The sequence below is a fragment of the Klebsiella quasipneumoniae subsp. quasipneumoniae genome (assembly GCF_020525925.1).
Classification (GTDB): domain Bacteria; phylum Pseudomonadota; class Gammaproteobacteria; order Enterobacterales; family Enterobacteriaceae; genus Klebsiella; species Klebsiella quasipneumoniae.
In genome coordinates this window covers 3,053,058-3,065,957 of sequence record NZ_CP084876.1, presented here as the reverse complement: position 1 = coordinate 3,065,957, position 12,900 = coordinate 3,053,058, and the positions used below count along the sequence as shown (strand labels likewise).

General features: G+C 56.4%; 12 protein-coding genes and 2 pseudogenes. 6 read left to right on the top strand and 8 right to left on the bottom strand.

Translation table 11 applies throughout. The annotated features are described in order from the left end of the window. Nucleotides 1–149 precede the first annotated feature (149 nt). Nucleotides 150–686, top strand: coding sequence for a YniB family protein (locus tag LGM20_RS14895; protein WP_023283571.1), 537 nt, complete (start codon nucleotides 150–152; stop codon nucleotides 684–686). 29 nt (nucleotides 687–715) lie between these two features. On the opposite strand, the gene yciA is transcribed toward LGM20_RS14895, so the two are convergent. From yciA to LGM20_RS14875, 4 genes are all read right to left on the bottom strand, one after another. Then, complete coding sequence (gene yciA, locus LGM20_RS14890; protein ID WP_002901629.1) at nucleotides 716–1,114, bottom strand: acyl-CoA thioester hydrolase YciA; 399 nt, start codon at nucleotides 1,112–1,114, stop codon at nucleotides 716–718. A 107-nt stretch (nucleotides 1,115–1,221) separates the two neighbouring features. Further along, nucleotides 1,222–1,761 carry a septation protein A gene (locus LGM20_RS14885; RefSeq protein WP_004203842.1) on the bottom strand — a complete coding sequence of 180 codons (540 nt, stop codon included), beginning with the start codon at nucleotides 1,759–1,761 and terminating at the stop codon, nucleotides 1,222–1,224. A 54-nt stretch (nucleotides 1,762–1,815) separates the two neighbouring features. Beyond that, complete coding sequence (locus tag LGM20_RS14880; protein ID WP_023289311.1) at nucleotides 1,816–2,559, bottom strand: YciC family protein; 744 nt, start codon at nucleotides 2,557–2,559, stop codon at nucleotides 1,816–1,818. Between the two features lie 25 nt (nucleotides 2,560–2,584). Next, the gene (locus LGM20_RS14875) at nucleotides 2,585–2,998 is read right to left on the bottom strand and encodes a YkgJ family cysteine cluster protein (RefSeq protein ID WP_023289312.1); all 414 of its coding nucleotides are present in this window, start codon (nucleotides 2,996–2,998) and stop codon (nucleotides 2,585–2,587) included. A 269-nt stretch (nucleotides 2,999–3,267) separates the two neighbouring features. On the opposite strand from LGM20_RS14875, the gene ompW reads away from it, so the two are divergent. After that, on the top strand, nucleotides 3,268–3,906 hold the full coding sequence (gene ompW / locus LGM20_RS14870; RefSeq protein WP_023289313.1) for an outer membrane protein OmpW: 639 nt from the start codon (nucleotides 3,268–3,270) through the stop codon (nucleotides 3,904–3,906). Nucleotides 3,907–3,984: 78 nt separating this feature from the next. Here ompW and ybiX read toward each other — a convergent pair whose 3' ends face one another. The 3 genes and pseudogenes from ybiX to LGM20_RS14855 form a co-directional block, all read right to left on the bottom strand. Further along, nucleotides 3,985–4,662, bottom strand: coding sequence for a PKHD-type hydroxylase YbiX (gene ybiX / locus LGM20_RS14865; RefSeq protein ID WP_044522433.1), 678 nt, complete (start codon nucleotides 4,660–4,662; stop codon nucleotides 3,985–3,987). Between the two features lie 48 nt (nucleotides 4,663–4,710). Next, nucleotides 4,711–6,996, bottom strand: coding sequence for a catecholate siderophore receptor Fiu (locus LGM20_RS14860; RefSeq protein ID WP_023289315.1), 2,286 nt, complete (start codon nucleotides 6,994–6,996; stop codon nucleotides 4,711–4,713). A 323-nt stretch (nucleotides 6,997–7,319) separates the two neighbouring features. Further along, nucleotides 7,320–7,648, bottom strand: a pseudogene (locus tag LGM20_RS14855) (Rossmann-fold NAD(P)-binding domain-containing protein); the annotation flags it as partial. A 171-nt stretch (nucleotides 7,649–7,819) separates the two neighbouring features. Here LGM20_RS14855 and LGM20_RS14850 point away from each other — a divergent pair. Further along, nucleotides 7,820–8,074: pseudogene (locus LGM20_RS14850) on the top strand (hypothetical protein); the annotation flags it as partial. Between the two features lie 47 nt (nucleotides 8,075–8,121). Here the strand turns inward: LGM20_RS14850 and LGM20_RS14845 are convergent. Next, nucleotides 8,122–9,030 carry a LysR family transcriptional regulator gene (locus LGM20_RS14845; RefSeq protein ID WP_044522435.1) on the bottom strand — a complete coding sequence of 303 codons (909 nt, stop codon included), beginning with the start codon at nucleotides 9,028–9,030 and terminating at the stop codon, nucleotides 8,122–8,124. A 127-nt stretch (nucleotides 9,031–9,157) separates the two neighbouring features. On the opposite strand from LGM20_RS14845, the gene LGM20_RS14840 reads away from it, so the two are divergent. Genes LGM20_RS14840 through LGM20_RS14830 form a run of 3 tightly spaced genes read left to right on the top strand, consistent with a single transcriptional unit; the run spans nucleotide 9,158 to nucleotide 12,833 of the window. Beyond that, nucleotides 9,158–10,468, top strand: coding sequence for an MFS transporter (locus tag LGM20_RS14840; protein ID WP_004203856.1), 1,311 nt, complete (start codon nucleotides 9,158–9,160; stop codon nucleotides 10,466–10,468). A gap of 14 nt (nucleotides 10,469–10,482) precedes the next feature. After that, nucleotides 10,483–11,571: a tartrate dehydrogenase gene (locus LGM20_RS14835; RefSeq protein WP_004203857.1), complete on the top strand. Its 1,089-nt coding sequence runs from the start codon at nucleotides 10,483–10,485 to the stop codon at nucleotides 11,569–11,571. Nucleotides 11,572–11,573: 2 nt separating this feature from the next. Next, complete coding sequence (locus LGM20_RS14830; protein ID WP_044522436.1) at nucleotides 11,574–12,833, top strand: glycerate kinase type-2 family protein; 1,260 nt, start codon at nucleotides 11,574–11,576, stop codon at nucleotides 12,831–12,833. Nucleotides 12,834–12,900: the final 67 nt, after the last annotated feature.

Sequence of the window (12,900 nt, the reverse complement as noted above, 5' to 3'; positions counted from 1 at the left end):
CATTCATGGTATATCATACCGCGCGTTATTGGGCGAAATTCGCCGTGGAAGATAGACTTATACCCGACACATTCGGGTAAGCGAGGAGCGCCTGCGCCACGCCACGGGTGGCAGGCGAACCACTAACGCGTCTTTAACAAGGGGAACTCATGACGTACCAACAAGCTGGACGCATTGCGGTCATCAAACGTATTTTGGGATGGGTCATCTTTATTCCCGCCGTGCTGTCGACGCTGATTTCTGTCCTCAAATTTATGTATGAGCACAGTGAAAAGAAACCCGGCATTGACGCGGTAATGATGGATTTTGCGCACGTCATGATTGAGATGATGCGCTTTAACACACCGTTCCTGAACTTTTTCTGGTACAACTCACCGCTGCCGGATTTTCACCACAGTCTGAACATCGGCTTCTGGATTATCTTCATTCTGGTGTTCGTCGGTATGGCGCTGCAGGCCTCCGGCGCGCGGATGGCGCGGCAGGCGAAATTTCTCCGCGAGGGGATTGAGGATCAGCTGATCCTCGAGCAGGCGAAAGGCGCGGAAGGGTTAACTCGCGAGCAGCTCGCCGAACGCATTGTGGTACCGCGACATACGATCCTGGTGCAGTATTTCCCGCTGTACGTGCTGCCGGTGATCGTAATTGTCATCGGCTACTTCTTCTTCTCGCTGCTGGGCTTTCTCTAAGCCAGGTGCCCGGTTAGCCGGGCGCCATCTTATTCCGCCGGCAGAGGGCGTGGTTTACCCTGATTATCGACGGCAACGTAGATAAACAGCGCTTCCGTCGCCTTGTAGCGCTGGCCAATCGGTTCTGAAGAGACTTTTTTCACCCACACTTCGATGTTGATGGTTACCGAGGTATTGCCGCGCTTCACACAGCGGGCATAGCAGCACACCACGTCGCCCACGGCCACCGGGCGTAAAAAGGTCATCCCATCCACGCGCACGGTCACCACGCGACCCTGGGCGATCTCTTTGGCCATAATGGCGCCGCCGATATCCATCTGCGACATCAGCCAGCCGCCAAAAATATCCCCGTTGGCATTAGTATCCGCCGGCATTGCCAGGGTGCGTAAAACCATTTCGCCCTTCGGGGCGAGATCTGTTGTTGTCATGCTCTACTCTGTTGTGGTCAAAGACGATCAGCGGGATGCTACTATGAAAACGGCGGAGAGAGAATAGGGGATAGCGCCCGCGGAGGCGGGCGCAGGCTGCCGGGGAATTAGTGGTGGTCGTCCTGCGGCATATGACGGTAGATGTAGATCCCGCTCAGCAGGGTAAAGACCAGCGTGAGGGCGGTTAAGCCGAAGACCTTAAAGTTAACCCAGATATTCTGCGGTAACCAGAAGGCGATATAGATATTAGCCAGCCCACAGAGGATAAAAAACGCCGCCCACGCCAGGTTTAGACGCGACCAGACCTGCTGCGGCAGGGTCAGCTCTTTACCCAGCATGCGCTGGATAAGCGGCTTTTTCATTACCCACTGGCTGAACAGCAGCGCGCCGGCGAACAGCGCATAGATCACCGTCACCTTCCATTTAATAAACTCATCATTGTGGAAGAAGAGCGTTAATCCGCCGAAGACGGCCACCAGCACGAAGGTGATCAGCGCCATTTTTTCGATTTTACGGTAGCGCACCCAGCTGTAGATCAGCACGATGGCGGTCGCCACAATCAGCGCCGTGGTAGCGGCGTAGATATCGTAAAGCTTGTAGAAGGCGAAGAAGACCACCAGCGGTAAAAAATCCAGAAACTGCTTCATACATCGATCCCGTCTGTCAGGACGGACCGGGAAATTTCCCGGTCCAGGTTAAAATTAGCTACGGATAAGCATATACACGCGGAATAAATAGATCAGCAACAGAGCGGAAATCAGGTTGCTGATGGTGTTGATGACCACCGCGCCGACGTTCGGCGTCAGCACGGCAAAGCTGGAAGCGAACAGCAGCAGCAGGGTTTTCGCCACCAGCCAGCCGATAATGGCCGGCGCCACCAGCCGCAAATTGGCCCAGGCCAGACGCATGCTGCTGCGCATGGCGCTGAGGATGCCCATTTTGTCCTGCACCAGCATGATCGGCGCAAAGGCCAGCACAATGGCCAACAGGACGCCGGGCACCAGCACTAACATCATCCCCATCTGCACCAGGAAGGTGGTGAAGAGGATCAATAGCAGCAGCTTCGGCAGCACCGGCGCCGAGGCGCCGATAGCGCGCAGAGCGCTGACGCGATGACCGGCAGAGACCAGCTGGATGAGCAGCAGGACGCCGCCGGCGAGGATCGCATTGCCCACCAGACCCGAGAAGGTCGATGCCGCCGAGGCGCGCAGCAGAACCTGCTGCTGCTCCGGCGTCATATTCTGCACCAGCTCGAACAGGCCTGCGCTACCGGCGAGGTTATCGCCTTCGCTGAGTATCGACAGCTGCTCGTCGCTGGGTGAAAAGGCATGGCCAAGTACTACCGTAATGAACGCGCACAACAGCGCAATCAGCAAAATGGTAATGAACTGATTACGAAAAAAATTCCCGGTGTCACGGTAGACGGACTTCGCCGTGATAGACATGCATTCTCCTTGAGTGTCGCAGGTGTTAACTAGCCGGCGATTGTACCGCAAATCGTTCCGTCGTAGCACTCTCTGCGCCGGTCAGGGCAGGTATATCTTTGTAAAGAGGCCGCAATGGCGGCAGGCCATAGCGCGCTCGCGCCCGGTTGCAGGCGTCGTTTTCCTCGCCATCTTCCCCGGACATGGCGAATTCGCGACATGGCGAGGGACGGTTTTCATAGATAGTGCAGTGGACGGCGTCGCCGATCTCGCCCGATAGCGCCGCGCAGCGGCCCTGGCGTTGATTGGTGCCGCTCATGCAGCGCAGGAAAGGGGTTAGCGGCTCGGTCAGCGCGGAGGGCACCAGGCCACCCGCGTCGTCGGCTTCCGCCCAGTAGAAAGAGACACGAAAATACGCACAACAGGCACCGCACGTCATGCACGGGTTGATTTCACTCATAATTACACCTGAAAAAAACGCATCAACACAGATTGTCGGCAGTTAACTTATCCAGCCGCCTCAGCGGCGGCAAGAGGGGCAGAAATAATTTTTTTCGCGAAAAGTGAAAATTGATGTGTGAAGGATTCAGCGTATTGCGATCGGTATCAAAAATTAATCTGGATCAATAAATGTTAAATCTAAGGTTTTAGTGTGATCTAAAACAGATCAAACGTAACTCGTTATAGGTATATTTGGCCGCGCTGAAAAACCATAATGAGGAAGTGGATATGAAGAAGTTAGCAGCGGCGGCATTAATTCTAAGCACTCTTTCCACCGGCAGCGTCTGGGCGCATGAAGCGGGTGAATTTTTCATTCGCGCCGGGACCGCCACCGTCCGACCGACGGAGGGCTCTGACAATGTGTTAGGCAGCCTTGGCGGTTTCAACGTCAGTAACAACACTCAGCTGGGTTTAACCTTTACCTATATGGCGACCGATAACATCGGCGTGGAACTGCTGGCGGCAACGCCGTTCCGCCATAAGGTTGGTACCGGGCCAACCGGCACCATCGCCACCGTCCATCAGTTGCCACCCACCCTGATGGCGCAGTGGTACTTTGGCGATGCGCAAAGCAAGGTGCGCCCGTACGTGGGAGCGGGGATTAACTACACCACCTTCTTTAATGAAGACTTTAACGATAACGGCAAGGCGGCCGGGCTTTCCGATCTGAGCCTGAAGGACTCCTGGGGCGCGGCAGGGCAGGTCGGCCTCGATTACCTGATTAACCGTGACTGGCTGCTGAATATGTCGGTGTGGTACATGGATATCGATACCGATGTGAAATTCAAAGCCGGCGGCGTGGACCAGAAAGTCAGCACCCGCCTGGATCCGTGGGTGTTTATGTTCTCCGCAGGCTATCGGTTCTAACGCCTGCTGCAAACTGGCCAGCGGACGGCCAGTTTGTTGCCTCCTCACTCCTCCCTGCGATACCCCTTCGCCTGCGGATCACACTTCCGTCCACTGGCGCAGCAGGTTGTGATACATATTGAGCAGGGAGAGCACCTCTTCTCCGTCGCCATAGCGAGTTTTGAGCGACTGAATCGTCCGGTCCAGGTCGTAGAGCATCGCGCGCTGCTTATCGTCGCGGACCATCGACTGGATCCACAGGAAAGAGGCCTGGCGTACGCCGCGGGTGACCGGGGTGACGCAGTGCAGGCTGCTGGCGGGATAGAGCACCAGATGCCCGGCCGGGAGCTTCACCCGATGCTGGCCATAGGTGTCTTCAATGACCAGTTCGCCTCCCTCATAGCTTTCCGGTTCGCAGAGAAACAGCGTCGCCGATAAATCGGTCCGCATCCAGCCCGCTTCGCCGTTCTGACGCACCGCGCCATCGACATGAAAGCCATAGGTCTCCCCCGGCCCGTAGCGATTAAACAACGGTGCGGAAATCGTCCGCGGCAGCGCGGCGGAAAAAAACTGCGGATGGCCGCGCAGCGCGTCGAGTACGGCGGCCTGCAGACGGGCGTACAGCGGCGTGCGGGTATCGATCTGCTGGTTTTGCTTGACGGTCGCCCCCTGGCTGCCGACGGTAACCCGCCCGTCAACCCATTCGGCCTGCGCCAGCAGGCGGGCATATTCAGCCACCTGGTCCGCCGTTAGCACGTCAGGAATGTGATACATCATTGCGGTGTCCTCTCAAAAAGGTGGGGCGCGATGGCCCCACGTACAGACTCAGAAATGGACGTTCGCCGTCAGCATAAAGGTACGGGGTTCGCCCGGATGATAGCGATAGCCGCTCTTGTTGATCGAAGCCACGTAATCGGTATCAAACAGGTTGTACATATTGAGCTGCAGATCGAGGTTGCTGTTGACCCGATAGCCCAGTTTGGCGTCGGCGACCCAGTAGCCCTCGGTATGATCCGGGGTACCCACCGCGCCATCGCTGCCCCGGCGCAGGCTTCCGACATAGCGCACGCCGCCGCCGACGGACAAATCGCTGGTGGCCTGATACTGCGTCCACAGCGTAAAGGCATGTTTCGGGGTGTAGGCCAGCGCGGAAGAGCCATCCTGCGCCACATTCTGCCCCTCTGTCACCTTGGCATGCTGCTGGGTGTAGCCGGCGATGATCGTCCAGTCAGGTGTCAGGTTCCCGGTCGCGGAGAGCTCATACCCCTCCACGCGCTTTTTGCCGTATTGCGACCAGGTTCCGTCATCGTTAGCGGCCACTTCGTTTTCAATATCGGTACGGAATAACGCCGCGCTGAGCAGCAGGCGCTTGTCGAGGATCTGCCACTTGGTGCCCAGTTCGCTGGATTTCGCCTTCTGCGGTTTAAAGTCGGTCCGGTTGGCGCTGTTGCCGCTGCCGCTGGCGGCGAGCGCGAAGCTGCTGCCCCCCGGCGGTTGCTGCGAGATGGCATAGTTGACGTAGATATTGCCCTGCTCGGTTAAGCGATACAGCGCTCCGGCCTTCCAGTTAACCAGGTTACCGGATTTGGCGGTATCGACAGTGGTGACCGGGCTGCCGGTCGACTGTCCTGGCGGGCAGGCGACAGCCCCGCGTCCGCTGCCGCCGCAGGCGGTGGCGCTGTCATATTTGGTATGGTAACTGTCGAGACGCAGCCCACCGTTGACCTCAACCCGATCGGTCAGCGCCAGCGTATCGAAGGCATAAATGCCGAAGGTATCGGTCTGGCCGTTGGCGTTCGCCCCGTTTCTGTCCAGCCCGCCAATCGACAGGCTGCTCACCGGATGATAGAGATTCACCGCCGGGGCGGTCAGGGCGTTGACGCCATAGTTGGTCTGGTTTTCCCGGGTAAACTCCACGCCGGCGCTGACGTCATGGCCTATCGAGCCGGTATTGAAGGTCGAGGTGATATTGGTCTGGTTGGTCAGAATGCGGTTGCTGACATCTTTGGTATTAACCAGCCGTGACCAGCTCCAGGTGTTGACGTCATTGATGTCGGGGGCGGTGATATTGCTCGCGCCGCCCATCACCGCAGTCAGGAGATACTCCTGCTTCACCCGCGACCAGCGGGTGGTATTGCGCACGGTGGTATTGTCCGTCAGATCGTGTTCGAAGCGCAGGGTGCCGCTGTCGGTGGTGGATTTATCGTAATCGGAGTCGGTGCCATAGAAATTGCTGGTATTGACCTTACCGGCGGAATTGAGCGCGGCATACTTCGGCGAAGGCGCCGAATAGCCCGGCAGGCCGACGGTGGGGATCCCGCCATCCGGGGTGTTGTTCTGCCGGACGTGGAGATAGTTCAGATACAGACGGGTTGGCGTATCGAGGCCAAAGGCCAGCGACGGAGCGATGCCATAGCGCTCGTTCTCAATCTTATCCCGGCCGGCGTCGTGGGTTTTTTCGCCCATCAGGTTGAGGCGAAACGCGGCGTTGTCGCCGAAGGCCTGGTTAAGATCAAGGGTACCCCGGCGCGACCAGGCGCTGCCGATGCTGGCCGAACCGTCGATCCCGGAGTCAAGACGCGGCTGTTTGCTGATCATATTGATCGAGCCGGAGGGGGCGCTGCGGCCATAGTCTGTGCCGGCGGGCCCTTTGATGACTTCCACCTGCTGGGTATTGAAGGTATCCCGCGTCACGCTGCCGATATCGCGAATGCCGTCCACATAAATACTGTTGGAGGTGTCCACGCCGCGCATAAAGATGGCGTCCCCGGTGGTTGAGCTGCCATTCTCCCCGGCGTAAAACGCCCCGACGCCAGGGACGTTCTTGAGGGCGTCAGTCAGGTTGGTGACGCCCTGATCTTTAATGACCTGTTCGGGGATCACGGTGATGGTGCGAGTGGTATCCACCAGCGGTTTATTAAACTTGGGATCGGCGGAGGCCCCGGGAGAATAAAGCGAAGGCGGGGCGGCTTCCACCACCAGCGTCTCTTCATTATTTTTGACTGATTTTTCCGCTGCCATGCCGGTTGCCGGCGCGGCCCCCAGACACAGACCCGTAAACAATGCCAATGAGTTGAAACTGCCAAACGGCAGAGAAGCGTTTTTTTCCATGATAAATGCAGGCTTATTTTTTGTTATTTGCACATATCACGCCGCGCAAAAGCGACGTTATTCGTCGTCTGGCTTGCGCTGACCCGGCGTGACTCTATAAATGATAAAAAGAATAGTTATCATTCGCCTTAATATTTACACAGAAAAGTTGACGTTTAAACTGATTTCTTCACCACCGTTTACAAATTTCATAAATTTTGAACAAAAAAGGCGGATTAGCTCGGCAAAGGCGGCGGGACAAAGCGGTACATGGCGTGGTGTCCTGGGATCAATGACGCCGGGCGGGCGCCGGAGGACGCCCGGAGGCAGGCGTCCCGGCGGGCTTACCAGGGCACCGTGCGGCCCTGGTAATCCGGAAACTCCAGTCCCGGGCGCCGCTGCTTGTCGAGCAGGACGTTCACCAGGCATGGGATGGTCTCTTCGATGGTCAGGGGGCGTCGGCCCCGCCGAGCTCGGTGCGGATCCATCCCGGAGCCATCACTACCAGCGGGTGGCAGGCCGAGGTGGGGCGAGCGGCGAAGCTGCGCATGAACATATTCAGCGCGGCTTTACTTCCGCGGTAGAGCTCCCGCTGGCCGCCGAGATTGTTCGTCAGACTGCCCTGGCCGGAGGACATCACACCCAGCAGCCCCTGCGGCTTGACCGCCGGCTGCGGCAGCTGGTGCGTGAGGTGTGTTGTGAGTAAAAAAAAGCCCGCACAAGTGCGGGCAAAAATACTGGAAGCAATGTGAGCAATGTCGTACTGAATACCTGAGTTATTTACTCAACTATTCAGTAATGAGAAAGATAATATTTCTCATTTAAGATATCAACCCCATCTTTTGTGCGGAAGCGATTTTTATCCAAGGGTAAAGACCGTGCGCTGCTGGATATCATCAGCGTGATGAACCAGCCGGTGCGCGATGAGCAGATCCTCCAGGCGGCCGGCGTCCAGTTGGTACAGATGCTGTTTCCTCTGCTGGTGGCGGTAGGGCGTCATGGGGGGGAGCTGGCAGATCATTTAGGGTGCGATTACACCACCGTCAGGCGCCCGGTGAAGAAACTGGAAGCCCAGGGGCTCGCCTGTAAGCAACCGAACTAAATTCTCGCGTGTTGCCGCCCCGGCGAAACAATCATCTTTTTCCGTCACAAATCACGGGTCAGCTCGTCGATGTTGTCGGAAAGTATCTCCAGTAGAGATCGCACATAGATAGTGTTATTTCCCTGATGCCACATCGCGCTGAGGGGAAGGCCTTCGATATGTTTTTTGGGCGCGAGCTTAAGGTATTTCACGCCGTCCGCATTCATATCTTTATATGACGCAGGCACCAGAGCGATGCCCAGTCCAGCGGCAACAAAACTCAGGATAGTCTGCTTCTCTTCGGCATACTGCGCGATGACAGGCATGCTGCCACCCTCCTTGAAAATATTCATTGTCAGGTCATGGCTGTGACGCCGGGTGCCTCTTTCCGGCACGATAACCGGCTCGTGTCGGAAGTCATCGATACTGACTTCGTCATAACTGACCAGGCGGTGGTTAGCGGGCACGGCGAGCACGCAGGTTTCATTGGCGATAAAACGTGTTGTCAGCGTGGCATCAATATGTTCCGGCGGACGTACAAAGACCACATCCAGCCATCCTGAAATGAGTCGGGGGATAAGTTTGTGAGATTTATCTTCCGTAAGATGAATGTCTGCCTCCGGAAAACGCCTGACGAAAAGATTAAGCAGTTCAGGAAGTAATCCTTTGGCTGCGCTATCGATAGCTCCGATCCGCAACGTCCTTTTCTGCAACAGGCTATTTTTCCGGAATCGCTGCCGTAGCGCATCGAAATCAGCAATGACCGTTTTGGCCTCATTTAAAAAGGCGGCACCTTCAGGCGTTAGCGACACATTGCGGGTCGATCGATTCAGTAGTCTTATCCCCAAATCATCTTCCAGCAGTTTTATGAAGCGACTCAGTGACGCAGGCATCATTTCAAGTTTACGGGCAGCACGGCCGAAGTGAAGCTCATCACCCAATACCACAAAGCAACGTAGCTGATTTATATCCATTTTTTCACCAAAACCTGATTATGCAAATTATTTATATAAAGCCATGCCGATGATAAAGCGGTTCAAAACTTCATACTGGGTTTATTACAAAACGATAACAACCCTACATCACTATGGAGCATCCGTCATGAAAAACGACCTCGAAAAGAAGGTGATGCGCAAGGTTACCCTGCGCATTATTCCTTTCATCATGCTGCTGTACTTCATTGCCTTCCTCGACCGTGTCAACATTGGCTTTGCCGCCCTGACCATGAATCAGGATCTGGGTTTTTCACCCACCGTTTTTGGGCTGGGCGCCGGCATCTTCTTCCTGGGGTACTTTCTGTTTGAGGTGCCGTCAAACTTAATTCTCCATAAAGTAGGCGCCCGCATCTGGATTGCCCGCGTCATGATCACCTGGGGCCTGGTCTCTGGCTGCATGGCTTTTGTGCAGGGTACGACGAGCTTCTACATTCTGCGTTTTCTACTCGGTGTAGCGGAAGCCGGTTTCTTCCCGGGAATTATCCTTTATCTCAGTTATTGGTTCCCGGCAGCCAGACGCGCGCAGGTTACCGCCATCTTTATGGCCGCAGCCCCGCTCTCTACAGCATTGGGATCGCCTGTTTCTGCCGCCCTGCTGGAGATGCATGGCTTTCTCGGCTACGCCGGCTGGCAGTGGATGTTTGTGCTGGAAGCCTTGCCAGCGCTGATACTCGGCGTTGTGGTTCTGTTCTTTCTTACCGATCGTCCGGCCAAAGCCAAATGGCTGACTGACGAAGAGCGTGCATGGCTGGAAAACACCATGCAGGCCGAGGAGCTGGCCCGGGCGGCAAAACAGAACCACAGCAGCGCATGGAAAGGACTGGCGGATAAGCGGGTACTGGCTCTGGCGCTGGTCTATTTCGGTACTTCTGCCGGCTTGTACACACTTGGCATCTGGTCCCCGCAAATCATCCGCAGCTTCGGTGCTACCTCACTGGAGATTGGCTTCCTCAACGCCTTCCCGGCGGTCATCGGCGTCATCGCCATGATCCTGTGGGCGCGGCATTCTGACCGCACCAGAGAGCGCAGCTGGCATGTGATTGGTGCCTGCCTGCTGGCAGCAGCCGGTCTGATTTACGCCGGTAACGTCAGCACACTGTTTACCGTGATTGTTGCCTTAACCCTGGTCACCGCAGGCATCAGCGCCTCGAAACCGCCCCTTTGGAGTATGCCTACTGTGTTCCTCAGCGGCCCGGCTGCGGCCGCGGGTATTGCCACGATTAACTCCATCGGCAATCTGGGCGGCTTTGTCGGCCCGATGATGATTGGCGTGATCCGCGAGCAGACCGGTAGCTACACCTGGGGCCTGTACTTTGTCGCCGGATTGCTGGCTATTTCGGCCCTCATTGTCCTGATCCTTTCTGCCAGGGCGGGTAAACCGCAAACGGCAGAACTCACTCATCCTCATACTCATTAACCGGAGAATTTACTATGCGTAACTATAAAATTGCCGCCATACCTGCCGACGGTATTGGTCCTGAAGTCATCTCGGCAGGTGTTGAAGTGCTGCATGCACTGACACGCCACGATCCGCAGCTGAAGTTTGATGTGGAGACCTTTGACTGGGGGTCGGACTATTACAAAAAACATGGCGTGATGATGCCGGAAGAAGGGCTGAACACACTAAAAAAATTTGATGCCATTTACTTCGGCGCGGTGGGCGCACCGGATGTCCCTGACCACATCACACTCTGGGGTCTGCGCCTGCCAATTTGCCAGGGGTTTGACCAGTACGCCAACGTGCGTCCAACCAAAATCCTGCCGGGTGTCACCTCACCGCTGCGCAACCGCGGGCCCGGCGATCTTGACTGGGTGATTGTGCGCGAAAACTCCGAAGGTGAGTATTCCGGTAACGGCGGCCGTGCACACCGTGGCTTACCGGAAGAAGTCGGCACCGAGGTGGCCATCTTCACCCGCGTCGGGGTTACTCGCATTATGCGCTATGCCTTCAGACTGGCGCAGTCTCGTCCACGTAAACTGCTGACCGTGGTGACTAAATCCAACGCCCAGCGCCACGGAATGGTGATGTGGGATGAGATTGCCGCCGAGGTGGCGCAGGAATTCCCGGATGTGCAGTGGGACAAGATGCTGGTCGATGCGATGACGCACCGCATGACGCTGCATCCCCAGACCCTGGATACCATCGTTGCCACCAATTTGCATGCCGATATCCTTTCCGATCTGGCCGGCGCGCTGGCGGGCAGTCTGGGCGTAGCGCCGACCGCCAATATTGATCCGGAACGCCGCTTCCCTTCCATGTTCGAACCTATCCATGGTTCAGCTTTTGATATCACCGGCAAAGGCATTGCTAACCCGATAGCAACCTTCTGGACTGCGGTACAGATGCTTGAACATCTGGGAGAGCGTAACGCCGCGGCGATGATTATGGAAAGTATCGAATATGTTTGTGAGAAAGGCATTCTGACGCCAGATGTCGGTGGAACGGCCAGTACCGCGGACGTCACCCGCGCTGTAGTGGAATTTATTGAAGCCAGAGCAAATATCGCCGAGACCGTATAACCATGATAAATGAACAGCCTGCAGAGATCCTGCAGGATATTTTTCAGCATGCTGTCGACAGCGCCCGAGCCGGGCCTGCGATTCTGTCTAACCTGCCGGAAAAACCGCGTGGCCGCTGCGTGGTAATCGGTGCCGGTAAAGCCTCGGCGGCAATGGCAGCGGCTGTGGATGCAGCCTGGCCGGATGTGGATGTGTCTGGCGTGGTGGTGACGCGTTACGGTTACGCGGTGCCTGCTGGTCGCATCCGGATTATCGAGGCTGCTCATCCGGTATCGGATTCGATGAGCGAAGTTGCCGCCATGCTGATTGTGGAAGCGCTGCGCGGATTGACCTCTGATGACCTGGTGCTGGCGCTCATTTCCGGTGGCGGTTCGGCGTTGATGGCGCTGCCCGCACCAGGATTAATATTGAAAGATAAGCAGGCCATTACCCGCGCGCTACTGCACAGCGGTGCCAATATCAAAGAGATGAATCTGGTACGTCGTCATCTCTCCGCGGTGAAAGGCGGCAAGCTGGCAAGAATGGCGCAACCGGCCCGTATTGTGTCACTGATTATCAGCGATGTGCCGGGGGATAACCCGGCAGATGTGGCATCAGGTCCTACTGTCGCCGATGACAGCACGCCGCTTGATGCGCTTCGGGTACTTCAGCGCTACGGTATTCAGACCCCGGAACCTGTTCATAAACTGCTAAGCCAGCCGGCAGGCCCGGTTGAAAGCGCAGTGAACAGCGAAGTAAAACTCATTGCCACGCCGCAGCTGGCTTTGCAGGCTGCCGCGCTGGCTGCGTGCAGACACGGACTGACGCCGCTTATTCTCGGCGATGCGTTAGAAGGCGAAAGTCGTGAAGTGGCCATTGTTATGGCCGGGATTGCTAAATCCGTGAAGCAATATGGTCATCCGGTTTCCGGTCCGGCAGTGCTATTGTCGGGGGGCGAAACCACCGTGACGGTAAGTCAGGGTCAGCACGGGAAAGGGGGTCGTAATACTGAATTTGCGCTCAGTCTGGCCTGTGCGTTGCAGGGAGAAAGCGGTATATGGGCAATCGCCGGCGACAGTGATGGTATCGACGGAACGGAAGATGCAGCAGGTGCGCTGGTATTCCCGGACACGCTAACACGCGGCATAATGGGTGGTCTAAATGCGGCTAGTTATCTTGATGCACACGATAGCTATAGCTATTTTCATGCGCTCGATGACCTGGTAATGACCGGCCCAACGCTAACCAACATAAACGATATTCGGGCAATATTGATTGCCTGACCTATCGCTCTCCTGTACCAGGGAGAGCGATATTTTTACTTTCAACATGGTGCAAATCTTCGGTATC

Coding starts and splice junctions, on each gene's coding strand:
- LGM20_RS14880 (WP_023289311.1), bottom strand. CDS start 2,559: ATGTCTATCACGGCGAAGTCCGTCTACCGTGACACCGGGAATTTTTTT.
- LGM20_RS14895 (WP_023283571.1), top strand. CDS start 150: ATGACGTACCAACAAGCTGGACGCATTGCGGTCATCAAACGTATTTTG.
- yciA (WP_002901629.1), bottom strand. CDS start 1,114: ATGACAACAACAGATCTCGCCCCGAAGGGCGAAATGGTTTTACGCACC.
- LGM20_RS14875 (WP_023289312.1), bottom strand. CDS start 2,998: ATGAGTGAAATCAACCCGTGCATGACGTGCGGTGCCTGTTGTGCGTAT.
- LGM20_RS14860 (WP_023289315.1), bottom strand. CDS start 6,996: ATGGAAAAAAACGCTTCTCTGCCGTTTGGCAGTTTCAACTCATTGGCA.
- LGM20_RS14840 (WP_004203856.1), top strand. CDS start 9,158: ATGAAAAACGACCTCGAAAAGAAGGTGATGCGCAAGGTTACCCTGCGC.
- LGM20_RS14885 (WP_004203842.1), bottom strand. CDS start 1,761: ATGAAGCAGTTTCTGGATTTTTTACCGCTGGTGGTCTTCTTCGCCTTC.
- LGM20_RS14830 (WP_044522436.1), top strand. CDS start 11,574: ATGATAAATGAACAGCCTGCAGAGATCCTGCAGGATATTTTTCAGCAT.
- LGM20_RS14835 (WP_004203857.1), top strand. CDS start 10,483: ATGCGTAACTATAAAATTGCCGCCATACCTGCCGACGGTATTGGTCCT.
- ompW (WP_023289313.1), top strand. CDS start 3,268: ATGAAGAAGTTAGCAGCGGCGGCATTAATTCTAAGCACTCTTTCCACC.
- ybiX (WP_044522433.1), bottom strand. CDS start 4,662: ATGATGTATCACATTCCTGACGTGCTAACGGCGGACCAGGTGGCTGAA.
- LGM20_RS14845 (WP_044522435.1), bottom strand. CDS start 9,030: ATGGATATAAATCAGCTACGTTGCTTTGTGGTATTGGGTGATGAGCTT.